At 44.9% G+C, this 24,890-nt stretch carries 28 protein-coding genes and 1 pseudogene; 19 read left to right on the top strand and 10 right to left on the bottom strand.

The features are described from left to right. Nucleotides 1–25: 25 nt before the first annotated feature. The 5 genes and pseudogenes from ACHLI0_RS18250 to ACHLI0_RS18230 all read right to left on the bottom strand — a co-directional run. Nucleotides 26–2,311 (bottom strand): GH92 family glycosyl hydrolase, encoded by a 2,286-nt coding sequence (locus ACHLI0_RS18250; RefSeq protein ID WP_490749771.1) that lies wholly within the window; start codon nt 2,309–2,311, stop codon nt 26–28. A gap of 281 nt (nt 2,312–2,592) precedes the next feature. Then, a complete protein-coding gene (locus ACHLI0_RS18245; RefSeq protein WP_490749770.1) occupies nt 2,593–3,828 on the bottom strand; it encodes a DUF4302 domain-containing protein in 1,236 nt (411 codons plus the stop codon). Nucleotides 3,829–3,853: 25 nt separating this feature from the next. Next, complete coding sequence (locus ACHLI0_RS18240) at nt 3,854–5,380, bottom strand: C2 family cysteine protease (protein ID WP_011109041.1); 1,527 nt, start codon at nt 5,378–5,380, stop codon at nt 3,854–3,856. A 57-nt stretch (nt 5,381–5,437) separates the two neighbouring features. After that, the gene (locus tag ACHLI0_RS18235; protein ID WP_011109040.1) at nt 5,438–7,402 is read right to left on the bottom strand and encodes a RagB/SusD family nutrient uptake outer membrane protein; all 1,965 of its coding nucleotides are present in this window, start codon (nt 7,400–7,402) and stop codon (nt 5,438–5,440) included. Between the two features lie 24 nt (nt 7,403–7,426). Next, nucleotides 7,427–8,611 (bottom strand): annotated as a pseudogene (locus ACHLI0_RS18230) (SusC/RagA family TonB-linked outer membrane protein); the annotation flags it as partial. 781 nt (nt 8,612–9,392) lie between these two features. Here ACHLI0_RS18230 and ACHLI0_RS18225 point away from each other — a divergent pair. The 8 genes from ACHLI0_RS18225 (at nt 9,393) to ACHLI0_RS18190 (ending at nt 13,113) form a co-directional block, all read left to right on the top strand. After that, nucleotides 9,393–9,689, top strand: a complete 297-nt coding sequence (locus ACHLI0_RS18225; protein ID WP_007571905.1) for a hypothetical protein — start codon at nt 9,393–9,395, stop codon at nt 9,687–9,689. A gap of 18 nt (nt 9,690–9,707) precedes the next feature. Continuing rightward, nucleotides 9,708–9,884: a hypothetical protein gene (locus tag ACHLI0_RS18220; protein WP_007571908.1), complete on the top strand. Its 177-nt coding sequence runs from the start codon at nt 9,708–9,710 to the stop codon at nt 9,882–9,884. A 14-nt stretch (nt 9,885–9,898) separates the two neighbouring features. Beyond that, nucleotides 9,899–10,231, top strand: coding sequence for a hypothetical protein (locus tag ACHLI0_RS18215; RefSeq protein ID WP_007571909.1), 333 nt, complete (start codon nt 9,899–9,901; stop codon nt 10,229–10,231). Nucleotides 10,232–10,243: 12 nt separating this feature from the next. After that, nucleotides 10,244–10,540 (top strand): hypothetical protein, encoded by a 297-nt coding sequence (locus tag ACHLI0_RS18210; RefSeq protein WP_007571910.1) that lies wholly within the window; start codon nt 10,244–10,246, stop codon nt 10,538–10,540. A 4-nt stretch (nt 10,541–10,544) separates the two neighbouring features. Continuing rightward, a complete protein-coding gene (locus ACHLI0_RS18205) occupies nt 10,545–10,802 on the top strand; it encodes a DUF8466 domain-containing protein (RefSeq protein WP_007571911.1) in 258 nt (85 codons plus the stop codon). 472 nt (nt 10,803–11,274) lie between these two features. Next, entirely contained in the window at nt 11,275–11,562 is a 288-nt protein-coding gene (locus ACHLI0_RS18200) for an LPD11 domain-containing protein (RefSeq protein ID WP_007571918.1), read from the top strand. A gap of 36 nt (nt 11,563–11,598) precedes the next feature. Beyond that, nucleotides 11,599–11,814, top strand: coding sequence for a thioredoxin domain-containing protein (locus ACHLI0_RS18195; protein ID WP_007571920.1), 216 nt, complete (start codon nt 11,599–11,601; stop codon nt 11,812–11,814). A 156-nt stretch (nt 11,815–11,970) separates the two neighbouring features. Beyond that, entirely contained in the window at nt 11,971–13,113 is a 1,143-nt protein-coding gene (locus ACHLI0_RS18190) for an IS481 family transposase (protein ID WP_005867787.1), read from the top strand. A gap of 304 nt (nt 13,114–13,417) precedes the next feature. On the opposite strand, the gene ACHLI0_RS18185 is transcribed toward ACHLI0_RS18190, so the two are convergent. Then, on the bottom strand, nt 13,418–13,612 hold the full coding sequence (locus ACHLI0_RS18185; RefSeq protein WP_080715528.1) for a hypothetical protein: 195 nt from the start codon (nt 13,610–13,612) through the stop codon (nt 13,418–13,420). Nucleotides 13,613–13,825: 213 nt separating this feature from the next. On the opposite strand from ACHLI0_RS18185, the gene ACHLI0_RS18180 reads away from it, so the two are divergent. The 4 genes from ACHLI0_RS18180 (at nt 13,826) to ACHLI0_RS18165 (ending at nt 17,017) form a co-directional block, all read left to right on the top strand. After that, nucleotides 13,826–14,209, top strand: coding sequence for a single-stranded DNA-binding protein (locus ACHLI0_RS18180; protein ID WP_007571923.1), 384 nt, complete (start codon nt 13,826–13,828; stop codon nt 14,207–14,209). A gap of 380 nt (nt 14,210–14,589) precedes the next feature. Beyond that, complete coding sequence (locus ACHLI0_RS18175) at nt 14,590–15,117, top strand: hypothetical protein (RefSeq protein ID WP_007571928.1); 528 nt, start codon at nt 14,590–14,592, stop codon at nt 15,115–15,117. Between the two features lie 426 nt (nt 15,118–15,543). Further along, complete coding sequence (locus ACHLI0_RS18170; protein WP_007571930.1) at nt 15,544–16,233, top strand: DUF1281 family ferredoxin-like fold protein; 690 nt, start codon at nt 15,544–15,546, stop codon at nt 16,231–16,233. A 469-nt stretch (nt 16,234–16,702) separates the two neighbouring features. Then, entirely contained in the window at nt 16,703–17,017 is a 315-nt protein-coding gene (locus tag ACHLI0_RS18165; protein WP_007571936.1) for a hypothetical protein, read from the top strand. Nucleotides 17,018–17,076: 59 nt separating this feature from the next. Here ACHLI0_RS18165 and ACHLI0_RS18160 read toward each other — a convergent pair whose 3' ends face one another. Both ACHLI0_RS18160 and ACHLI0_RS18155 read right to left on the bottom strand, forming a co-directional pair. After that, entirely contained in the window at nt 17,077–17,469 is a 393-nt protein-coding gene (locus ACHLI0_RS18160) for a hypothetical protein (protein ID WP_007571940.1), read from the bottom strand. 97 nt (nt 17,470–17,566) lie between these two features. After that, a complete protein-coding gene (locus tag ACHLI0_RS18155; RefSeq protein WP_007571941.1) occupies nt 17,567–17,848 on the bottom strand; it encodes an HU family DNA-binding protein in 282 nt (93 codons plus the stop codon). Between the two features lie 217 nt (nt 17,849–18,065). On the opposite strand from ACHLI0_RS18155, the gene ACHLI0_RS18150 reads away from it, so the two are divergent. Both ACHLI0_RS18150 and ACHLI0_RS18145 read left to right on the top strand, forming a co-directional pair. Beyond that, the gene (locus ACHLI0_RS18150) at nt 18,066–19,430 is read left to right on the top strand and encodes an MATE family efflux transporter (protein ID WP_007571943.1); all 1,365 of its coding nucleotides are present in this window, start codon (nt 18,066–18,068) and stop codon (nt 19,428–19,430) included. A gap of 210 nt (nt 19,431–19,640) precedes the next feature. After that, nucleotides 19,641–19,877 carry a winged helix-turn-helix domain-containing protein gene (locus ACHLI0_RS18145; RefSeq protein WP_007571944.1) on the top strand — a complete coding sequence of 79 codons (237 nt, stop codon included), beginning with the start codon at nt 19,641–19,643 and terminating at the stop codon, nt 19,875–19,877. A gap of 100 nt (nt 19,878–19,977) precedes the next feature. Here the strand turns inward: ACHLI0_RS18145 and ACHLI0_RS18140 are convergent, their stop codons facing one another. Beyond that, nucleotides 19,978–20,310: a DMT family transporter gene (locus tag ACHLI0_RS18140; protein ID WP_008654963.1), complete on the bottom strand. Its 333-nt coding sequence runs from the start codon at nt 20,308–20,310 to the stop codon at nt 19,978–19,980. A gap of 335 nt (nt 20,311–20,645) precedes the next feature. Further along, the gene (locus ACHLI0_RS18135) at nt 20,646–21,293 is read right to left on the bottom strand and encodes a recombinase family protein (protein WP_007571946.1); all 648 of its coding nucleotides are present in this window, start codon (nt 21,291–21,293) and stop codon (nt 20,646–20,648) included. A gap of 234 nt (nt 21,294–21,527) precedes the next feature. Between ACHLI0_RS18135 and ACHLI0_RS18130 the strand changes: the two genes are divergently transcribed. From ACHLI0_RS18130 to ACHLI0_RS18110, 5 genes are read left to right on the top strand one after another with little or no spacing between them, the layout of a single operon-like run. Next, nucleotides 21,528–22,577, top strand: a complete 1,050-nt coding sequence (locus ACHLI0_RS18130) for a hypothetical protein (protein ID WP_007571947.1) — start codon at nt 21,528–21,530, stop codon at nt 22,575–22,577. Nucleotides 22,578–22,603: 26 nt separating this feature from the next. Continuing rightward, on the top strand, nt 22,604–23,056 hold the full coding sequence (locus ACHLI0_RS18125; RefSeq protein WP_007571948.1) for a hypothetical protein: 453 nt from the start codon (nt 22,604–22,606) through the stop codon (nt 23,054–23,056). A gap of 10 nt (nt 23,057–23,066) precedes the next feature. Then, complete coding sequence (locus tag ACHLI0_RS18120; RefSeq protein ID WP_171059043.1) at nt 23,067–23,465, top strand: hypothetical protein; 399 nt, start codon at nt 23,067–23,069, stop codon at nt 23,463–23,465. Next, complete coding sequence (locus ACHLI0_RS18115; protein WP_007571950.1) at nt 23,462–24,052, top strand: hypothetical protein; 591 nt, start codon at nt 23,462–23,464, stop codon at nt 24,050–24,052. Before ACHLI0_RS18120 ends, ACHLI0_RS18115 begins: the two co-directional genes overlap by 4 nt. After that, nucleotides 24,042–24,884, top strand: a complete 843-nt coding sequence (locus tag ACHLI0_RS18110) for a hypothetical protein (protein WP_008654966.1) — start codon at nt 24,042–24,044, stop codon at nt 24,882–24,884. Before ACHLI0_RS18115 ends, ACHLI0_RS18110 begins: the two co-directional genes overlap by 11 nt. The last annotated feature ends 6 nt before the right edge of the window (nt 24,885–24,890 follow it).

The raw sequence follows: 24,890 nt of genomic DNA, 5'->3' as shown, positions 1-24,890 counted from the left end.
ATTTGCTTCTTCATATAGTTCCCATTTATTTATTGTCACGAGAGAAGGAATAAGGGAAGTCTGATTCGTTAATACCTCTTCCTTTATTCGGTTTATTATCCATATCAAATACCAGACGTCCGCCTTTCAGCAAGTCGAAATGATTCAGATAATTCTTTGTATAGTTCTTACCGTTAAAGTTCATCGAACGGATGTAACGATTAGTGTCGCTATTTTTAGGAGCGGAGATTTCCAGTTTCTTGCCGTTCTCCAGTGTGATCGTCGCTTTCTTGAAATAAGGAGCACCCATCACGTATTCATTGCTGCCCGGACATACCGGATAGAAGCCTAAAGCGGTAAACACATACCAGGCAGAAGTCTGTCCGTTATCCTCATCACCACAATAACCGTCGGGAGTGGCAAAGTAGAGGCGGTTCATCACTTCACGCAGCCAGTACTGGGCTTTCCAGGGTTCGCCTGCATAGTTATACAAGTAAATCATGTGCTGGATTGGCTGGTTGCCGTGCGCATAGTTACCCATATTGGCAATCTCCATTTCACGGATCTCATGAATCACACCTCCGTAGTAGCTATCATCAAATATCGGTGGAAGGTTGAACACAGAATCGAGCATACTGACAAACATCTTTCTGCCGCCCATCAAATCGGCCAGTCCCTGTACATCGTGGAATACAGACCACGTATAGTGCCAGCTGTTTCCTTCGGTAAAGGCATCTCCCCACTTGAACGGATTGAAAGGAGTCTGGAAGGTGCCATCGGCGTTCTTGCCACGCATCAGTTTTGTTTCAGGGTCGAACAGGTTGCGGTAGTTCTGGCTTCTGCTCTTATAGAGTTCCAGTTCTTCTGCCGGACGCCCTAACTTTTCACCCATACGGTAGATGCACCAGTCATCGTATGCATACTCCAAGGTACGCGCCGCATTCTCGTTAATCTTCACATCGTAAGGTACATAACCCAGTTTATTATAATATTCGTATCCACGGCGTCCTGTAGTGGAAACTCTCGGATGTACACTGTTGGCTCCTTTGAGCAAACCTTCATACATTTTCTCCGCATCCGCTTTGGTCACATTCTTCATAAAAGCATCTGCCACTACAGAAGCCGAATTGTTTCCGACCATACAGCCACGATGTCCCGGACTCGCCCATTCGGGGAAGAATCCGCTTTCAAGATATGTATTCAACAGTCCTTCCTGCATCTTCTCTCCCATTGAAGGATATACCAGATTGACAAACGGGAACAGGCAACGGAACGTATCCCAGAAACCGGTATCGGTAAACATATATCCCGGACGGATTTCACCGTTATAAGGACTGTAATGTACCGTTTCACCCTTCGCATTCACTTCGTGGAACATACGGGGGAATAATACCGAACGATACAGACAAGAATAGAAGGTACGCATCCGGTTCTCATCATCGTCTTCGACTTTGATACGTCCCAGTACGTCATTCCAAGCTTTACGTCCGGCTTCCTTGGTCTGTTCGAATGTCTTGTTTCCGATTTCTTTCAGATTCAGTTCCGCCTGTTCGGGGCTGATGAATGAGGAAGCCACTTTGGCATGCACCTGCTCTCCTTTCTTTGTCGAAAAACCGATGGCAGCACCTACGTGATTGGATTGCAGTTCAAGATGCGTCTCTACCAGATGGTAGTCCGCCCATACCTTATTAAATGTAAAAGGCTTGTCGAACTCTATCACAAAGTAGTTCCTGAAATTCTGCGGAACACCGCCACTGTTACGTGTCGTATAACCTACAATCTTATTTTCTTCGGGAATCACCTTCACATACGAACCACGGTCGAAAGCATCTACTACCACATAAGCATCGGACGCTTCGGGGAAAGTAAAACGGAAATACGCACAACGCTCCGTCGGGGCAATCTCCGTTGTCATGTTATACTCTGACAGATAAACGCTGTAATAATAAGGAGTTGCTTTCTCTGCCTTATGCGAAAACCAGGAAGCACGGCTGTCCTGATCAATCTTCAGCTGTTTGGTCATCGGCATGATGGAGAACTGTCCGTAGTCATTGATCCAGGGACTGGGCTGGTGGGTCTGCTTGAAACCTCTGATTTTGTCAGAAGCATACGTGTAAGCCCAACCGTCCCCCATCTTTCCGGTCTGCGGCATCCAGAAGTTCATCCCCCAAGGCAGTGCAATGGCAGGATAGGTGTTTCCGTTGGAGAGCGAAATCTTGGAGTCGGTTCCCATCAGGGGATTCACGTAATCCACCGGCTGCTTTTGCGCAAAGATAGAGGAGACTCCCAATAATAGGGTCATTGTGATAGACAGTAGTTTCTGTTTATTCATGATATAAGAGTTAAACTATTAATATTAGATTAGCGAGTGTTATTATTCACGTTACAAATTAACGCAATAGAAAATTAATAACTATACTCTAACGTGACAAAAAGCACGTCCGGACGAGAATGTCAGAGTAGAGAACTAGGAGTCAAACAGAGCACAAATTAAATTACTAATAATCAAATAATTGCTCATAAGAAAATACAAATAGAGTACAAATAAAAACAAAAGCAAGAAAGTAATCGAGATTATGTTCTGTTTACTTTCTTGCTTTTTTCAAAGACTGGTTACTTCTTCATTCTAAACCAACGCTCGCCTGTGGCACTTAGCACATACACCATACTGTCGTTGTCATCATAACTCCAATAGAAGCCGTCTTCCGAAACACAGAAAGAGAGGAATTTACTGTAATCCTGCTGTACACGATTATAATCAGCCGGATTATTATTCCATCCGAATAAATCATATGGTTCGCCCAAGCTGATGAATATACGACCAGTAGCATTATCCGCTGTCATAGTAACCGCAAAGCCAATATAAGATCCCATACCACTCCACGGACAAGCAATCAAATTTCTCGGATTACGATCATCAAACTCCACACCAGAGTGGAAGATTCCCTTAAAGTCTGCATGAATCTCATCCTGATCTACTATATGGGTTTTCCAACCATCTGCATACCATGCTGCAATATCAGAGGCTTTCCGCGTATCACATACAACATTAGCATTGTCAGTTTCAATTTCACCATTCAAATAGTTATAATAGAGTTTATTCAAACTTATTCCATCTACCGTCACATTGCTACCCAAAGTCAACACTGCATTTTCATCATTCGTTGTATCAATTATCATCGGATACTCTGTGTGTTTTACCACACCGTTATCTATTGCAGAAATCTTCACTTTCCAATTATTGCTCTCGTCGCAAATAATCAAATAGTGTGCAAGGAAAGAAGAGGATGACCTACGAAATACACCGTTATTCAACTCTCCTTTAAGCAAATCCATGGCCTGTGCTTTATTGTAAGCAATAATAGCCAATCGTTTTCTCTCCTTAGCTTGTTGCAAAGCTGCAGTTGAGACCGGAGTCAAGATCATTTCTTTGCCATGCGCCTGTCCTACAGCTGTAATTTGTGAATCAGAATACCCCGTAATGACAAATGTCGTCTCCGAGTTTTCGTTCAAATATTGTAGCATTCCTCCATTCAGTAAGGTAAGCAACACCGCTTTTTCCCCTTGGAAATCCAGAGAATAATCTGTTCCAACCTCATTCTTCAACAACGTTTCGTCTGAATCCGATGCTACATTTCCTTCTTCATCAAACTGAAAGTAGAACGTTACTCCTTGATAAATCATTTTCCATCCGTCTGCCGCACACAGCAGTTCTTTTACTTCTGAAGGACGCAAGCGGTCTGCACTCATGTCACCTTCATGTTCCCAGTCTTTCCAAGGTTCCGTCATGCCACAGCTATAAAAAATCAGGCAACACAACGACAACATTATATAAATAAGTTTCTTCATGATGTTTTTCTTTTAAAATTTGAAATTAGAAATTAGGTATATATCCTCCCAAGTCCGGTCCCACTCCATAATTCTTGGCTGCTCCCGGCGCACAAATACGTAAGTCAATCATCGGCGGAATCCGTCCGTCATCCTTCACTTTCATCACACCGTCGGTAGTACCTCCCCAAGGATTCCGCATCTTGAAAAGATGAGTATTATCATCCGGCAAGATAAACGTAAACGCATGCCCACTGGTCGTCTGCCAGTTTTGATCTACCTGTTCACCGCTTCTTGTAAAACCACCGATCACCAGTCTACCTTGTTTGAGCGACACTTCCACCGCGCGTTGCAAGTCTTCGGCAATCAATGCATTTGCACCGAAACCTACACTTTCCCCGTCGCCGGTAAAGATAGCAGAAACATATTCAGTACCAATACCACCGACATTAGAACTACCTTGATAGATCTGATTCCACTTAATCATAGCCTTTTCGAGAATCGTAGCCCAAGTGACTTCTTTATTTCTGCCGCCTAAGGCACCTAAATCACCACTATTACCGATAAAATAGTCGCCACCTACACCCACTGATATTTGTTTTCCTTTCGGGTCATACATAGTAACTGTGTATGTTTTGTCCATATTATCCTTGATAATGTGTTTTACGAAACGAGGATAGAGGTATGCCATCGAAGCAATCACCGCACAAGCACAGCAGTCACCTACCCAACGCTGATTTACATCAGACATCACAGGATTTCCATTTGGATAAATGGATACAACATTGAATGTATTCCAAGCCATCTTCGTCCCGCCATCTCCAAATGGTTCAGGTTCTTCAGCAGGATCGGCAAGCCATTTCAGGTCTGCTGCCGTAGCTTCTCTGTCATTCTCATGCTGTCTGCCCATCGGAGTTATCGCACTAAACGTACTGGAACCTTTACTAGCAATCAAGTCGTTGATATTCTCCGTATATGAACGCATGGCAACCAGTTTCCATTCAGCTATCTGCGTGGCAGCACCACCATTGTTCGCTTCAACAGAAAGTCTGTAGTAACGATAGGAAGTTGCATTATCCACTTCATAGCTTTTCTCTTCTTTTCTCGCTGCAAAAAGTTGGTTTGTCTGCGCATCCAGTTCTGTCCACGTAGTATTATCATTAGAACCATAGAGTGTCCAATCTTTCGGGTCCATTTCGGGAGTATCGGCAGCCGAGGTCAACGAATAGGCAGTGACAGCCTTACTACTATTTCCATTCCAAGTGATGTTGAAACTACTATGATAAGTAACATACTTCGTGTCAGCATTATCGTCTACCAAACGTCTGATTTCCGAACCGACAGGAGCATCAGCATATTGCGCTATAATTGTACCACTGGAGGGCATATTCGTGTTACCCGAACCAAGTACATAAGAAACCGGAGCATCTTCGTTCGGACCTTCTCCTCCATTATCTCCTTCATCATCGTCGGACGAACATCCTGCCAGACAAAAGGGAATTAGCAGCACCAAAAGAAAAATGATTCTCTTCACTGCATTCACATCGCTACATCTTATTTGAGGTATCTTCATTGTTTTTCTTTTCATTAATTTCTTTCATTCATTCGCAGATCGGACATCCGGAGTATATTACTCCGTTGTCCATCCCAGATTTTGTACCATCTTCGGATTACGACGTACATCTTCGTCAGGAATCGGGAAGAGGTAATGTTTAGGCAAAAATGTACGTGTTTCTACTACTACCTTCTCAAAAAATGCAGGAGCATCCGAACGGAAAGCCATACCATGAATAGGTCCGCCTTCTCCACCTCTATGATATTTAGGATAAATCCAATCATCGCCTACAGCCATATCGGCTACTTTCCAACGACGTACATCAAAGAAATGATTCCATTCGAACATCAGCTCAACCAAACGTTCACGATGAATACGTTTGTCCACTCCGTCACGTGTATCTTCATAAGGAATGCATGCAAATCCATTATCGTCCTTAGTACCTACCGCACCATATCCAGGAATACCGGCACGGGCGCGTATCTTATTTACATACTTAATCGCTTCATTACGTTGGTCACAAGCGCTCAACGTTTCAGCATACCCCAAGTACATGTCTGCCAAACGAAGCAAAGTTGCACAATGCCTGTTAGCCCCGCTACGTCCTTCTTTTGAAGCCATTTTACGCATACCATAACCCGTGTAAGGGGCATCCCAATTGGCATTAGCATAACCGGAATTACCGTTATAAGTCAGTTCTGTGGTTATTTCTCCACGCGGAGTATCTGTCTTCAACCAAGTAGAACCATGGAATGTAATGTTCGTATAAAAACGCGGTTCGCGATTAGCCCATTGTTTCAATGTTTGATTCGAATTGCTCTTGAAATAGGTTCTGGAAGGAACTACTTCGTCAGTATAGTCACTCGACCATCCCAAATATTCATTAGAAGGTACCCCCTCATATTCCTTATAGTTCGTATCGTCAACAATCCGGCGACCGTCTTTCATAAAGTACAAGTCCACCATCTCCTGAGGTACACCAAATCCCAGACCACCTCTCAAAGCACCATTATTATCATCGTACCCCTTGTGATAAGGCGTGGTTTCGTAAGCCCGGTAATCATGGTCTGCCAAGCGAATGAAAATCTGTTCTTTATTCTCTGTACCGTACAAAACTCCCGATGTCACTTTTCTATAAGATTCATAGAAATCAATCTTTCCATCGGCTGTCTTCTCCGTATATAAAGAGAAAGTGTTACCGTATTCATCAAAAAATTCTTTGTAAGCATCACGTGCAGCCTCCCATTTCGCTTTTTCCTGCGATTTATCTTGCGGAAAGAGTTGCTTGCCACTTTCCGGATTAACGATGGCGGCATAATCGGGATTACAATTGAATAGCGGACTTGCCGCATACAACAACATTTTCGCTTTGAAAGCTTTACATGCAGCTCTGTCTATACGTCCCAAATTGGATCCGTCATATCTATCAGGAAGCTCATTTGCCGCATCATCAAATTCCTTTGCCATAAAAGCCACACATTCATCTACCGTATTACGTTCTTTCAGCAGTTCAGCAGTAGAAATATCCAATGGAATTGGTTCTTCCCCCAAAATCACAAATGGACCGTAGGAACGGAAAATCATGAAGTAATAGAAAGCACGCAAAGCTCTAGCTTGCGCTTTCCACTGTTTGCGTTGTGCGGCCGAAGCTTCCAAACAACGGTCTACATTCATGATAAATGTACTGGCACGAGAAATTCCTTTATAATACTCGATGTACCAGAAGTTTATCCATGAGGAACCTGCATAGGTGGCTCCGGAAGCCCATTCGCTACCATTATTTCCATCCCATGAAAGCTTGCATTCCAACGAACCGGTTGTCCAGATCCCCGACATCGTATTCCTTGCAGAACGTTCTAATGTTTCATCGGGCACATAATTATACACATTATTCAAAAACTGTTCTGTCTTCGAGCGATTAGTAAACGTATCCTCCAAGTCATATTGTTCACCGGGGATTGCATCGAAGAAATCATTGCACGAACTAAGTCCGACCACCAAACACAGCGCCAAAGTTCCTATTTTAAATATATTTTTCATATCCTTCTTGCTAACTGATTATTATTAAAAACTTACATTCACACCTACTGAATAAGTACGTACATTAGGATAAGCAGTACCATTATTGGTATTCAACTCCGGATCCCATAATTTGAACTTAGAGAATGTCAATAGGTTGGTGCCCATCACATAAATACGCGCACTCTTCAGGAATGTTTGATTAATCAACTTCTTCGGGAGTTGGTAAGCAATAGTCAACTGTTTCAGACGCAGGAAACTGACATCTTTCTGCCACCATGTGCTGGTTTTCATATTATTTTGATTCGCATTGTTTCCATGATGCAAACGAGGATAGAATACATCCTGATTAGTCGGATTGTCAGCAGACCATCTGTCAGTAATGTTTGCAAACAAGTTCGTAATACCTGAACCATCATTAAAAGGATACATGGCATTTCCTCCCAAACAACGGTCTGCCTTGGCATTTCCGGCAAAGAGCGCACCGACAGAGAAATCACCTAATTGTAAATCTGCACCGAAACCATAATAAATCTTAGGTACGTCACCCTGACCTATCAGACATTTATCATAATCGTCAATTACTCCGTCACCATTTAAATCCTTATATTTGATATCACCCACTTTCGAAATCTGTCCCGGATGCCCTTCACCAAACTGCTTGGCATGGTCCATGATCTCTTCTTCACTAGTGAATAACCCTTCGGCAATCCATCCCCAACGTCCGTTCACGTTCGTTCCTCTTTTTTCCATCCACGGATACTGTACCCGGGGATCATCGTTCTCTATAATTTTATCTTCATTCCATGAGAAGTTACCACGGACAGTCAGGAAACATTTCTTACCGAGTTGCTGTGTATATTCCAACGTAGCTTCAAAACCCTTATTGTCTACCACTCCCAAATTAGCATAAGGCATTTCTACGAATCCGGAATAATCAGGAATAACGCGTCGGGTAATAAAGATGTCTTTACGATGTTCTTTAAAGATATCTAATGTCAGCGAAAGATTGTCTTTGAAAAATTTTAAGTCAACACCTAAGTCTTGCTTGCGGGAAGTAGACCAACCGACATTGGCTCCGTACTTGCTGAACCCCCAACCACCAACACCGTTATTCTGGTCGCCAAAACGATAACCATCTACGCTCGCCATCTGGTCTAGGTACATAAAACGCCGTCCTGTTACAGCATCCGTACCAACTAAGCCATCTGTATAACGCACTTTAAAGTAAGAAACAGTTTCTTGTTAATAAATTCAATCTCTCAAAAATAGTTTATATAATGATTTGAAAATCAGATTGTTGAAAATTTCACGATTTTAATTAAGGAACAAACAAGAAACAAAATCGTTAATTAAAGGTATTTCCCAATTTTTTGTTTTCACTCTGTTTCTTTCTTTGCACTTGCTTATAATCGGGACTTCTTGAACAGCTTCCCACCAGATTTTTTTCGTCCGATGGTTGCATGTGAGCTTCCAAGAACCACTGCAGCCAAAAGAAAAAAGCAAGTATTCTTTAGTTCATACAAAGATAAGGAAAAACTTATAGGCAGGCAAATTTGGCTGCCTAAATATAGTTTACTTTGATTTAGCATATATATAGGCTAATGGACTAAACTAAACCTTTTCCCGAACTTCGTAAAACACTCCGGTCCCATTGTACAGCCAAAAGAAAAAAACATTCCACGTCATATTTTTCTTTTCGCTGCAACCCCCTTTTTATAAACCATCAACCTTTTACACGAGATCTTCTCTTCCCTGTGTTCGCACATCCGCTTTCGGGCTGCCTGATATGAATTGTGTCGCAAAGGTACTTGTCATGTCTTTCTTGTATGCAAGGTCAAAGCCTAACGGTTCACGACAAAATCTCCACCCTCCGTTCCGCACGGGTAGTATTTAATCGTGAAACCTTGCATAAAGAGCCATGACACCTTTTGAAGCGACATAATTAAATCAAGCCCGAAAGTAGCTGGATGCTACAAGAGGGAAAAAAGAAAACTTAAAATTCAAAGTTATGGCAAACTACGCAACAAACATTTTCCACGCAAGTACGGAAAACAAACAAGACCTCAATAAGATAGAGGCATTTCTGGACGATAATTTCAACGGCTTTGTCAACCGGTATGGCGACACGGTAGATGCCGAATTTGATTCCCGCTGGGAATACCCGGAAAAAGCAATCAACGAATTAATAGCCTTATTGGCAGCCAAAGACAAAATCTATATCCGCATACTGACATACGAGTTAGAGGACGAATACGTGAGCTTTCGGATATTCTCGCAAGGTAAATGGAACATTAAGTTATCCTAAACCTAAACACAATTCACTATGTACGAATACGAAGAAGATAGCGATATTATCGGTTTGTCCTGCACGTTGCTCAATCCATATAAAGGTTACATGGAAGGCACAATCGTGGGCGACTATGGCAATACCATAGTTGTCCGCCTTGAAAGCGGCAAGGAAATTTCAGAATACCGTGATGAAGTGATTATCCATGATTAAACGATAGCAAACGTATGACACAGATAGCAACAAAATTCGTCAAATGGGACATTCCCGAACTGGCGACATTGCAGGACAGCAAGGTTTACAAATTGCGGGTACACCTGAACAACGGAGGCAAGTTAAACCGGGAAGAAAAGAACTGGATTACCCGTAACGTATGGGAAAGTATCTATTTCAAACGTGGAATTGCCTTGAGCGGTTATCACTTTGACTTTTCCGACATCCTCAAACGGTATTTCGTCAAACAGCACGGAAGTATTCACGAGTATTATGCGATTGACAAAACAGCGTTACGCTCGATACTGTACGGCAGAATAGAGGATATTGTAGAAGTAAGCGGTTAAAACAACAAGGATATGGGAGAATACAAATTTTATCAAGACCGTAAGGTTACAAGTTGGGAACGGGATTATTTCAGTGTGAAAGCGGACAGTTATGAAGAAGCCGAGGCAATCGTCCGCTCATGGAACTGTGAGGACGTGTCGAACATCATTGACAACCGTCTTTGCTATGAAGAGTGGCAAGCATTGACCGATACATCGGAATCTATGCTCCCCGAAGAAAACGACGGCAACCCGACAATAGAAATTTTCAATCAAGACGGAGAATCAATAATGACTAATGTACCCGAAACACCTCAATCAAACCAATAGAACCATGAACGTAACAATCGAACACGTCTTTTGCCGCTATAGCGATGAAGCGGAAGAAATCTATTTCCGAATCATGAACACGATTCTTTTTGCAACTGACGAAACCGAACTTCGGGCAAGTATGGAACGCTTGAAGAACGAAACCACGCTCGACGACTATTTCATATTCGGATACGGAGCACACCATATCTGGATAAAGCAACGGCGACCGAGCGATAAAAACAGGATTTTCAAACATCGGATTATGGTAGCCCATTTCTGACAGGAACAGGCAAAAGACCTCCAATGCGCTTTGCGGGCTGAACCGGAACTACCAGCTTCAGCCCGTTCCTCTTTCTCGCAATAGACATGCTGGCACAATCCCCCTTTTATCCTCACGATCAATTTTTATACTGCCCCGGAATACCCGTTTATATTTCTCTTTTCGCTGCAAACCCTTTTTATCGCCCATCAACCTTTTACACGAGACCTTCTCTTCCCTGTGTTCGCACATCGCTTTCGGGCTGCCTGATATAAATTGTGTCGCAAAGGTACTTGTCATGCCGTTCTTGTATGCAAGGTCAAAGCCTGACGGTTCACGACAAAATCTCCACCCTCCGCTTCGCACGGGTAGTATTTAATCGTGAAACCTTGCATAAAGAGCTATGACACCTTTCGAGGCGACATAATTAAATCAGGCCCGAAAGTAGCAGGTGCTACAAGAGGGAAAAAGAAAACTCAAAATTTTATAGGTTATGACAAACGATGTAACAAATTCAAATGGAAGAGTAACGGTAGACGAAGTAATACACAGGGATTCGGTTTTCAGATACCAACTGTTAGACCGCTTACGGTCAGACTGCGAGTATTACCTCAATTACGGTAACAGACACCCCAAAACCTTATGGGCTGGCGACGAAAAATTGCAAATTGAGTTTATGATAAAACTGCATGATAGCTTCAAGGAGGGAGAAAAACCGGAGTGGCTTACGATGGATAAAATTTTGGAATACAGTAAGAGAATGATAGCTCAAGAAGAATAAAATTACTACTAAGGAACAGACTAAAAATGTGATATTATGGCATGGTTGGCAGTAAATAAAGACGGAACAGAATGGATTATGCCCGAAAAGCCCGTTCGGGGCCGGTGTGGGCATTGGGAGTATTTGGAAGAAGTGTACAATGTACCAATCGAGATAGAACTCCCCAAAGGGACTGTTTACAAACTTCTCGGCAAAGAACTGACATGGGATGACGAGCCGGTAGAATTACAGACCAAAACAGAAAAAAGGTAAATGTAGTACGGGCTGGAGTACCAGTTTCAGCCCGGTTACACCGGCTAAAATCTAAAACAGATACGCGGGTGCGATACCCTCTTTTGTAATAGTCAAGACTTAATCTGACAGTTACGTATAAAAAGAATAAATTTGTAACAGAAAACAGATTGAGTTATGACCACATCAGAAAAAGTCATCAAGAACAAACTGGGATTGCTTGAACTCTCCCAACAGTTAGGAAACGTATCACGTGCTTGCAAGATTATGGGTTATAGCCGTGACAGTTTTTATCGTTTTAAGGAGCTGTATGAACAAGGAGGTGAAATCGCCTTGCAGGAGATCTCACGCCGTAAGCCTGTCATAAAGAACCGTGTGGAAGAACACATCGAGCAGGCTGTGGTAGGGATGGCGATAGACAATCCGGCATTGGGGCAGGTGCGTGTATCCAATGAATTGCGGAAGAAAGGCATTCTTGTTTCGCCGGGCGGAGTACGCTCCATTTGGCTGCGGCACGATATGGAGACCTTCCAGAAACGCCTGAAAGCATTGTCTGCCAAAGTGGAACAAGAGGGCATTATCCTTGATGAGAACCAAGTGGCTGCATTGGAGAAAGCAAAGGAAGAGAAACAGGCTCATGGAGAGATAGAAACCTATTATCCCGGTTTCCTTGTCGCCCAGGATACTTATTATGTTGGACACATCAAAGGTGTCGGACACATTTATCAGCAGACCGTCATTGACACTTACTCCAAAATCGGATTTGCTAAGCTATACGACAGGAAGAACGCCCTTGTCGCTGCCGATATGCTCAATGACAGGATAGTGCCTTTCTTCGAGCAGCATGACCTGAAGCTGATGCGTATGCTCACAGACAGAGGAACGGAATACTGCGGAAACAGAGAAAACCACGAATATGAACTGTATCTGGCTGTGGAGGATATAGACCACTCTAAAATCAAGGCGAAAAGCCCGCAGACAAACGGCATCTGCGAGAGATTCAACAGAACCGTGCAGAACGAGTTCTATGCAATCGCATTTAGAAAGAAAATCTATACCTCTATTGAGCAACTGCAAACAGACCTCGATGCGTGGATGAACTCCTACAACACCCAAAGAACCCACTCCGGAAAGTACTGTTTCGGAAAAACACCCATGCAGACTTTTATCGAAGGGATTGCCGTCGCAAGGAAATACAAACTCCAAAATCAGGAAACAATAAAACCGAATGGCGTTAATATAACACCATCCGGTTGTGAGAGTCAAGAAAGTTGCGTAACTTCGCAACAAACAGCTGACAGTTTTTTTGTCCGATACTAAACAAGCTGTCAGAACAAGTCTTGACTATTACACCTCTTTTATTTCCGAACAGACACTCATACCGTTTCCTTCGGAAATACCCCTTTATACATTTCGGCTGCGCCATATCCTTTTATATCGAACGGCCACTCATGCAAAGGCGGCTTCTCCGCTTTGTTTCAAGGCAGACTTCGGCCATTTTTCCTTTACCTCTTCTTTCCCTCATTTCTCTTGCCGGATAGAGACAGCGATATCGATACGTCGCACACGCCTTTTGCCGGATCTTCGTCCGATAGTATTTTCCACGATGCAGCGTATATGGTTGTTAAACGGTATATCGTTCTTGCCGCTTCAACCCCAAACAGCCGATACACTTTCTCGCCTGATGTTCTTCCCGCCCACCTGCCGGAACGGGAGCGGTCTTGTGTCGGTGGACGGACAGGTCTTTCATGTTTCCGAGTCCGCTGCGGATTGTTTCGCCTCGACTTTTTCGCGACCGCTTTCTATTTGAAGTCGCCATATCGTTTTTCGTTGCAAAGTTAGTATGCAGACGGGCGCGACCCGATGGTCTTGACCAATGGCGTATCGCACAAATCTTCCTTTATCGGGCTTGCGGTTTGGGGCTTCGCCTCCAAAATAAAGAGTATTTATGCGCTATCCTTGGTGCAGCCCTTTACTGCACCTACTTTTATGCACCGTAAAACTGATTTATTAACTTCAAAAAGCAATCGCAATGAAAAAGATCGAGAACAATTTCGCAGTAACCGGATTCGTGGCAAAAGATGCCGAAGTCCGTCAGTTCACCACCACAAGTGTCGCACGTTTCCCGCTGGCAGTGGCCCGTCAGGAGAAGAACGGCGAAGATACCAAGCGTATATCCGCTTTCATGAACATTGAAGCGTGGCGCAAGAACGAGAATACCGGGTCGTTCGACCAGCTCACCAAGGGCACGCTGCTTACCGTGGAGGGCTATTTTAAACCCGAAGAATGGACCGACAAAGACGGCGTGCTGCACAACCGCATCGTGACGGTTGCAGTCAAATTTTATCCGGCTGTCGATAAAGAGGAGGAAGTTCCTGCGGAACCGGCAAAGAAACCGAAGAAGGGCAAGAAGTAATTCCTGCCTTTTTGAGACAAAGCGGCCCGAAGGCCGCTTTTGTTTTGCTCGTTACCGTTCCGGAACGTCTATACTTTTATACTCCTTCATACTCCACACGAAGAGTCCGCCGTCGTCCATTGATTTTCCCGTGCAAAGTTAAGGCGGTCGGGAACCGGCAAGGCGCGGCTTCATTTGAGGTTAACAACCATCAACTCGCAAGCTCGTCAATACTTGTTCAACACAAATGAAATCGTCCATAGGACTATCCGCTTCCTCCTTGCCTTGTTTCCCTTCTGTCCGCCTTGTGGTCCGCACGTAAAATCAAATCCCGCCGGACGAGGGAAACCCTCCGAAGGCAGGGATAAAAAAACAAAAGTCAAACTTAAAATTCAAGACGTATGAAACAGATGATTTGGTCAAGCTATGACCTGTTGGACGAAACGGCAAAAGAATACTATCAAAATTCACAACGGGAAATATTGGACGATGACTGTTACGAGGTCAGCGATGAAGAATGGGCAGAAGAAGTATATCGCTGGCTGGACGACGAACGGAGCAACCTGAATAAAGAAGTGGACGGCATTATTGTCGTGTTCGGCAACTTGGGATTATGGAACGGCCGGAGACAAGGCTATCAAATATTGGGCAGCACCATTGCCGATATTTTGAAATCCCAGTGCGACGATGCAGAATGGTACGGCGACGGCTATAACATTCGCGGACGGATGGGCCATCATGACGGTACGAACTACACCTTGTATCGTATCGCCAAAGACCGTGATGAAGCGGAGCGTATCGCCGATAAGATTTACAACCGTGAAATCGACGAAGAAGGTTTCCGCCGGAGAACACGTTCCCTCTATCCGTATGTAGCCGCCGTGTACGGCTGGAAAACAAGGCAGCGCAAGCCGGACAAGGCCGCATAAAATGCTGTCCACAAAATACCGCAACGCATCCGCCAGAGATGGTTGCGGTATCCTTTATCGAATGGGCGAAACACAGAACCGTCTCCTTTTATAATCAGCTCCATTCCTTTTTATCACTACTCACGGAGCAATATCCGCCTTTTATACCGACCCCGGTCTTTCGTATATCTCCCGTCTTTTCTTCTTTCCATCACCGGTTTGGTTTTACCAGATGCAAAGGTAGGCCGTCGCACTTGATCCGGTGGCTTGAAGTGCATTTCTTGCAAAATTCTTCCTTACCGGGGTAAGAGTAATTTTCCAAGGAAAGCCACCGTATGAAGTTTTCCCGACAGCCGTGTACCGCATCCGTAAAACCCCAAAGCGGTTCAGGAAGAAAGAACCGACAAAAGGGAAAATAAGTATTAACAATTTCAAAAAACTAAGATTATGCCTAATCATGTGACAAACCGTTTAGAAATAAACGCAGACCGGGAAACAGTACAAAAAGTAATGAATTTCTTAAAAGGTAAAACCGATGATGACAATACGCCTTGTTACATCGACTTCAACAACATCATTCCTATGCCTGAAGAACTGTTGATAGAAAAAAGCAGCAGTGGAGATTTGGGTATGAAATACCTTGAAGCAATGCAGTTGAAGCCATTCTATTTTTTATTGGACGATGATGCTTTGAGAACCATTCAATGGATAGAAGGATTGGCGGAAAAGGACAGAAAAGAAGCGCTGCAACTTGGAGCATCGTATTTGGAAAATCGGAAAAAGTACGGTTATCCCACTTGGTACGAGTGGTCTACCGCCACATGGGGTACAAAATGGAATGCCTATCACCAAGACTTTGAAGAGCCGAACATACTTTGGTTCGATACGGCATGGAATGGAGTGCCACTGCTTATCCAAAAACTTTCCGAGATATTTCCGGATGTGGAATTCCATTACGCCTATGCGGACGAAGACTTAGGTTTCAATACGGGAAGAGGAACAGCCCGCAATGGAGAAATCAACATGACGATACCCGAAGGTAGAAGCAACGAAGCCTTTGAAATCATGTTTTTTGTGAAACCGGGAATGGACGAATATTTTGAACTGACGGACGAAGGTTACAAATGGGTTTCCTAAACATTCGGTACAGATAATGACCGGTGCAGGTTCGGGATACATTGACAATGGATGTGTCCTGAATCCTTTTGCCGGAATTCCCCCTTTATATCTTCATGGCTCTTTCCCTTTTATCGAAACGCGGTCCGTTCCCCTTTGTACCGTGACTATCCAGCCGGAAAGTAATCCTTTTATAACATTTTAGCTTCCCCCGTTTTATCCTCCTTACAGCCGTTTCCCAACACTCCATGCCGAAAGCCCGCTTATTTTTTCTGCAAAGTTCGATTGCCGCTTGTCTGTCCTGTCAAGAACCGCTTACGCTTGCTGTCGAAAAATCTTCCTCCCCGACTTTGTTGGAGAGTGTATTTTTCGCAGCCTTCTTGCCTGGACCGACCGTCAATCCTATAGGCAGAAAAATAATCAACCTTTCGGTACAGGATTGTACCAAAGGGAAAAACAAAAAATAGTTCAAACTTAAAATTTAGAGCGTATGACATTTAAAGAATTTATGCAAGAGAACGGTTATGAGTTACAAACAACCTTTTGGGAAGACTTCTCAATAGCGGACAGATTTGGGTTGGCGGCTGTTTTGGACACTTTCAACCGGGCTTTCAGGGAGTGGAAAGGGGACTATAAGTTCTTGACGGAACTGACATTGGTACTTAACCATAAGATATGGCAATACTATGAAAACAGACCGGATATGGCGGTACTTTACAATACTCTTTGGGAACAAGCCGACCAATACGCCAAAGAGAATCTGAAAGGGAACGAGTTAAGCTATTACTGGGAGGTGACGGATTAAATATATAATACCCTCGCATGATATAAAGAAAAAGAGGCAGTTCTAAAAGCCTCTTTTCTTTATAGGTTAACTTCTAATTCTTTTCCACCAGATAAACAAAAATACGCATTCTGGAGCTGGTGTAAGTATTCTATGCGGTGTCCGCTTACCGTATATTCATTAGCATGAGTGGTAATGTAATATACAGTTTGATCATCCCAGTCTTGTGTAATCTCCATTTCATCATTGTCAAATGTATAATCGTCAAGCTGATTAAAACCGCATTGCAAAACCAATTTTTCAGTAAGTAATATTGGCTGAATGTCTCCATTTGTTTTATACGGAGGTTCTCCCCATTTATAAACAACGGATATATTCTCTTTTCTCAACTTAGGATCATAATCCAATGCACAAACCAAAGATGGTTTACCTTTATAAGCAACGTAATTGCCAACTCTCAATTCTTTAATCATAACAATTCTGTATTATCTTTTAGACTAAAAACTTAATCCCTCTTAAATCGCTAATAGATACAAATCTACAAAATAAAATGAAACTTTTACACGTCCTTTATTTTCCCTCTTTTACGGCATTCAGGAATACTTTTGCCGGTTTGAAGGCGGGGATGGAATGAGCCGGAATCACAATAGTTGTGTTCTTTGATATGTTACGGGCCACCTTCTCTGCCCTTTGCTTGATAATGAAGCTACCGAAACCCCGCAGGAACACTTCGTTCCCGGCAATCATCGCATCTTTTACATTCTCCATGAATGCCTCGACCACGGTCATTACGACCTCTTTCTCTATTCCGGTCTGCTGTGCAATCCGGCTAACAATTTCTGCTTTTGTCATATATAAGAATTAAATAGCAATGTACAAAAATGCAACTTTTTTTGGATAAGTCAAATCTTTGGCCCACCTTTGCGGCGAAATAACGCAAAGGACATTTTATAATCCTCATCGGAGGGCTATGGAAGCCGGATAAGATGACTGGGTAAAACCATCGTCTTATCCGGCTTCCGTCGTTTTCTGCCGGAAGTAAACCATATAATATAAAATACAAAGACGTATGAAAGAAAAAGTGATTGATTTTGGGAATGAGAGAGTTTCCGTTCTGTTTAAGAAACTGTTTTTCCCCACTCTGTTGGGAATGTTGAGTATGTCGGCGGTAACGACTATCGACGGGATTTTCGTGGGACACGGCGTGGGCAGCGACGGGATTGCAGCTGTAAATATCTGCGTCCCTCTACTGATGTCACTCATGGGTGTTGGACTGATGATGGGGGCAGGTTGTTCCGTAATCGCTTCCATTTACTTGTCGAAAGGAAAAACCGTTTTGGCACGTGCGACCATCACCCAAGCCATGCTTTTCGTGACGCTCATATCCGTAACCGTCGGAGGATTCATTCTGGCGTTTCCCGAAGAAACCGCCCGTATGCTTGGCTCGTCGGAGCATTTGCTGCCGCTGGTTGTCGATTATCTGGTCTGGTTTTCCCCGTCTCTGCTGTTCGAGTTGTGGATTGCCGTCGCCTTGTTTGCCATGCGCCTGGACGGCGCTCCGAAACTCGCCATGTGGTGCAGCATCATAGCCGCAGCGGTGAATGTCGTTCTCGACTGGCTGTTCATCTTCCCGCTGGGCTGGGGAGTGATGGGGGCGGCATTTGCTACCTCCCTGAGTTGTTTGGCCGGGGCAGCGGTGGCGATGGGTTACTTGTTGTTCTATGCCCGTGACACTCGTTTGCATTCTCTTCGTCCGGGTAGAAAAAAGATTTTATTCTTCTTCCATGATATAGGAATGCAGTGTAAGATAGGATCATCCGCCTTGTTAGGCGAATTGACAATGGCGATATTGCTGTTCATCGGCAACCAGGTATTCATGCGCCATTTGGGAGATGACGGAGTAGGTGCTTTCGGAGTAAGCTGTTATTATCTCCCGTTCGTCTTCATGATAGGTAACGCCATTGCCCAATCTGCCCAGCCTATTATCAGTTACAATTTCGGCACAGGAAGCACGGAAAGAGTTCGTTCCGCCTTACGCGTTTCCGTGTTTGCGGCATTAGTTTGCGGAGTCATTTCTACTGCCGCCTTTATCCTGTTTCCTGAATTGCTTGTCGGACTATTCTTGCGCATTGACAATACTGCCGCACGCATAGCGATAGAAGGATTCCCTTATTATGGCACGGGGTTCATCTTCTTTATTTTGAACCTCTCCATTATCGGATATTATCAGAGCATGGAACAAGTAAAGCCGGCCATCACATTTGCTGTCTTGCGCGGACTTGTTTTTCTGGTTCCGTGCTTCATGGCATTACCTGCCATAATGGGAGTAAAAGGAATTTGGCTCGCCTTACCGTTGTCTGAAATTCTGACGACTTTAGTGATTGTCGTTACATTTTGGATATATTCCCGGCAACGTGCCATAATTTGCAGGTAATTTTTTCGGATTTAGGTTCCATGTAAAATGCCGCTATCAAAAAAGTTTAAAGATTGGTAGCGGCATTCTGAGCAGTTATCCGGAATAAAAATTCCGCCAAATGCATGATGTATTAATAAACATTAATGGGTCGTAAGCAATAATTCGTTATCAAAACTGTACATTTGCATAGCATATTATATACATATAACAATAAATATATTATAATTTATGGATAAATACATCATTGGCGAGAACGCTGGTAAAGTTTGGCGTTTATTGAATAGTGACCATCTCCGTAAATGGGAATTTTCAGAGATAAAGAAAATTACAGGGATGGATGATGCCGAGTTGGGTAGTGCTATTGGCTGGTTGGCCCGTGAAGATAAGGTACAATTCGAACTTGAACATCATAACAGTAAGGACGAAAAGGCATACTTGTATCTTATGTTGAATGTATATATTTGACTCCTTCCTATAATGCTGAAAAAAGAAAGAAACCATGCTGATGAAAAACATGATTTCTTTCTTTTCGTTTGGTATAGAACACAATGACGGGACACTTCCATCAATGAGAGACCGAGTTGGAGAAGACATTGATGACGACCACTCCGGCAATAATCAGGACCAGCCCGATGATGGCAGCCAGGTCGAGGTGCTGTTTGAAAACGAAAAAGCCGATAAGCGCGATAAGAATGATACCCACTCCCGACCAAATGGCGTAAGCTATGCCTACCGGAATGCTCTTCAGTACGACACTCAAGCAATAGAAAGCCGCCGCGTACCCCAGAACGGTCAATACGGACGGAACGAGTTTGGTAAACTGTTCGCTCTGTTTCAAGAAAGAAGTGGCTACAGTTTCAAAAACGATAGCCAAAAACAAGATAAGGTAAGTTTTCATTTATCTACATTCATCTTTTGATTTATACGAATCATATTCCGACTCCTGACACGAAAGAACCGGCAAGACAATGCCGCCGTTGCCTCATACGTGTTACTGGTCACGCCGGTAGTCGCTCTTGCTAAAACCGCCGAACACCGCTTTCAGAAGTTTACCCACTACCCAGAACACAACGATTATCAATATTACTTCCATACTACGTTTTTATTTAACCTGTATTAATAAATTAAACATCTGCTGTTTGTTACCAAGAGTGCGAATCCCTTTCAATCTTGTTTTCCGACAGTTAAACCGTTTATAAGCGGTAGTTGCCGCCGCCCTTTTCGTTTTACGGGTTATTCTTCCGCCGGACTGTCGTCCTTTTTCTTTTTCCGGGTTCCCAAGGGGCCGCTGAATTTCCCCCTGTTGAGTTTTACCCCATGCCTGTGGAGCACGCTGAATACCGAACTCCGACTGCTGTACCCGCTTACCGCCATGATGTCCTCGAATGAATGGCCGTTGACATACATGTCAACAATAGTATTTTCCTTGTCGGCCTTATCCATAGCCTTCATCGTTTTCTTCGGAATCTTCGCGTTCTGTTGCAGGTTCAAGACACGTGCGGACGAATATCGCAGTATCGCCACCTCTTCGGGAAGCGCCCCGAACATCTCCAGCACATCGGCAACCGTCGTTTCGGGAAACAGTTTACCCCGTGAGTCGATCCGGTCATGGATGGATATGATGCGTACCACCTTGATACGGCACAACTCAATGAAAGCCGACAGTTCGCGCGACCCTCGGAGGGCATTGCTGAATTTGGCCACCACTACCTCGTCACCCCTTTCGAGGCTCGCCACAAGCTGTTTCCATTTAGGCCGTAGCGCCTCGCTTTCGACCGGTTCCTCTATCACTTGTACACAGCCGTACTTCTGCATCCATTCTTTGTCAGCCTCGAACCCGTCGTAACGATCCGCCTTAAATATGTAACCTACTTTTGCCATCTCATTGTACACTTCTATGATAACAAGTACAAATATAACAGTTTTATTTTAAACTAAACCATACTTTGAACGGAAAATCGAATAAAGCACTTAAATCTCCCGTTTTTTTCACTTGTTTTCATTGAAAATCAAACTATTAAGTGTAATGTTAAAAATAGCTTATAAAACAAATTTCAACACTTGCCATCTTGAAAATAATACTTAGATTTGCGCTGTAAAATTCAAAATTGAACAATGAATAGTAGAAAATCATACTTAAAAATCATACTTCCCATTGCTGGACTTTCTGCCGCTTCGATTGCCGTTTTCACATTCCCGTCATGCGACAGTCCGAACGGCAAATCACTGGCGGAACCCCAAGACACGCCTGCCGGTCTGTACAGAGAGTACCTCTCCGAGATACGCAAGTCCCAAGAACTTTCCTTTGAAGAGCTGACTGTATGTATCGGGGAATGGCAAACCTTGAAAGATTCCGTGGCTGCAGCCATTCGGCAGGACACGGCCCGTCAGGCCCATTCCGGCACACGGGAAGAATGTCGTCTGTTACACGACTCCATTTGCTCGGAACTTTCCCGGTTGGCCCTGTCGAAACCGCGCACCTACAAGGAAGTGTTGAGCTTAAAAGAGCGGTTCTCTCCCTATGCCGGAGACGTGGAACTACACCGTTCCGCCGAGGAGATCCGCCCGTTTTTCGCAGCGCTGGATAAACGGCCTGCCTACCGTGGCAACAAGGAGCAAACGCTGTCGGCATATCGTAAGTTGCTTGCCGGAACCCTGAACAACGGCATACACGACAGTCGTGACCTCAAGAGATTCATCGAGAAAGAAGACGCCGTTTTTCGCGCTTTTCTGTCCGGTCTGCACGATTCCGGCAGTGCAAACATGGCCGACATTACCCGCGACACGGAGAAGTGCTGTTCCGAGGTGTTTCTCGCTGCCGGACGCAAAGAGATTACCTACAAGGAGGCCCTGATATACATGGCCCTGCGTGCCGACCGCCGACTGATACAGAACGTGCGTACCTGTCTCGACGACATACATCGGGGCGAAATCGCGACACCCGAACAGGCGCACGCCTACATCTGGATGATACTCCAGCCCTACGCTTCCTTGGACGGCCTCTGTATGACGCTTCTTTCCCCAGAGGATAAGAAAGCCCTCGACCGGATTGCGACCGAAACACCCGGCGCTTTCGAGACACTGCGTAAAATCCTGTCGTCAGAGAACAACCGGTTGGACGAGCTGCCCGGTATGCTCATGGAGATATTCATCGCCTCTTTGTAAAAGCCTATTCATAAAATAAACGATATATGATTATGTTACGACACTTTCTGGATGACTTCATGTCGTTCGTACCCCTGCAAATGCCGCAGCTTCTCAATGTGGCGACAATGGAGGAGCCGCAGTTTTACGGCGACTACGTTCTGCTCACGTTCCCGTTGCGGGACCCCTATGATTTGGAGGAGGTCATGGACATATTCGAGGACGACATGGAGCTGATCACGCTCTACCACCATGTGCCGGTCGGATTGGAAAAATCCGGTCATAGCACCTGTGCCTACTCCAATCCCGCTTTCGGACAAATGTTCAAGATGAACGCCCGGACAGACGCGGACGGTAAGGTAAACCGCGTCATCGCGACCGTTTACGATTCGTTGGAACTGATGTACGGCGACCTGTCTCTCGACTTGAAACTCCACACCGGAAACGGCAGCTTCAAGTACAAGAAGGAGCTGGAAGACGTGCTGTTGGATTTCATGTAAAACAGTTCCTATGCGAAACACGATATATCGCCAGATGATTTTCTGCATCGACACATACCGCACATGGATAGAGGTGGCCGATGACAACCTCTACAAGGAGCACGTCATTCCGAGGAACAACCGGACCGATTTCCTGGTTTCCCGCACGCTGGTACTGCGTGCTTGCAAACCGCATGGCACATACGACCGGGGCATGACGTGGACGATTCCGGAGCATGATCTGGACGCGGCACTGGCTACATACCGCAAGCAGAACGGCATATTCAAGTCCCGGATGAAGAAAGGCGCATCGTCCCTGACAGCTGAAGACACCGAGAACATTATCCGCTTGGCCACCCACGGGATTGTCCGCTTGGAACTCGTGGTACGGCCCGTTCACATACCTTCAAAACCCTATTACCTGTTATGACTTGGATTATATTACAGTTTGTGTTTCTTGCAATGCCTGTCGTCCTTCCGGCACTGTTGTACAGGAGCAGACGTTACTTCATGGCAAAATTCTACGATAAAATGATATGGAGCGAAAAGGCCCGCAGGTTGTACACCCATGTGCTGCTTATCGTATTGCTCCTCTTCCATTATGTCTATACGAGCGGACACCCCGGCGAGTTCGGTGTTGTGCCATCCACCATTGTGTGTGCCGCATGGGCCTCTTTCCGGCGGGCGGACCGATGGATGCGCTGTTTGCTCGACCGGCCGAAACGTTTCGTCTGGTTTGCGCTCTTGGCATTGGTCATCGGCTTCGTGCCGCATCTGTACACGATGTCCGTAACCATCGCCTTTATTCTTTTGGCTGCCCTGTTCTACCCGTCGGCAAGGGTCATGTCCGAAAGGACAGACATGCGCAAATTCCTCGAATGGCTGGAATATCCCGGAGCATTAGCCGACAGTTATCATAGTATCATCACGCAAGACTGCCATGATAATGCGGATAATGGCAGTCCATACAATCCGCACGATATGAATCATCAAAAACAGAACGAAAATGAGAAATAGAAATGAAGCACCCGCCACCATACTGGCCAACACGGAAGTGTTCGACTATCTGAAAGAAAAAGTCGGCGAGCGGAAAACAAGAACAGAAGCCTACTGCGACCTGTTGGATAAATCGCTGGCAGGTTTCGTCTCCCCGTTTTTAAGGAAACAAGACTACGACCTCGGTCCCTGCCAGTGCCATGTGACCGTTTCCGACCTTGCATCCGAGTGGCATTGGCACCGCGCCACCGTCCGCTCGTTTCTGGACACGCTCGAAGCATTCGGGCAGTTGGAACGTATCCGGCTGGCGAAAAGCGTCATCATTACCATGCACCTGCGAATCGGCACGCCTGACATGCCGGACAGTGGGCAGAAAGAAACGGACTTTGCCACAAGAATACAAGGAATATTGTACGATTGGGTGATTGGCAAAGCAACTTCTTTCGATGTCGGCAAATCATGCGGACAAATCATGCGTCAGACCTTGGCGGAGATAACCGGACAGGACAGCCGGGCCTATCCGGACAACCATTCCGGCACGACATCCGTGCATACCCTCCGATCAGAAGAACAATTGCGTGAGACCGTTTTGGAGTGTATCGCCCATGCCGCCCTATGGCGGGTTCTGCGCAAGTCGAGATTCGACGACGGCTCACCGCTCGTGCAGTTCTTCCGGTCCGATCTCGGTGGGGAATGGGCGGCGTTCATCGAAGCCTCGAAAGAGCTTGCAGAGCTTGTTATCGACGGAAAGCCGGATGGAACGGATTTCGGTATGGACGAAGAGACGGAACGCCTCGAATCGCTTCGTAAACCCTTTCTATCGCTTTTAGCGAAGGCGCAGGAAGAAAGTTGAACAGGG

Source organism: Bacteroides sp. RCH18 (assembly GCF_058231005.1).
Note: the sequence above shows the minus strand (reverse complement) of the source record. Positions and strands in the feature narration are given on the sequence as shown.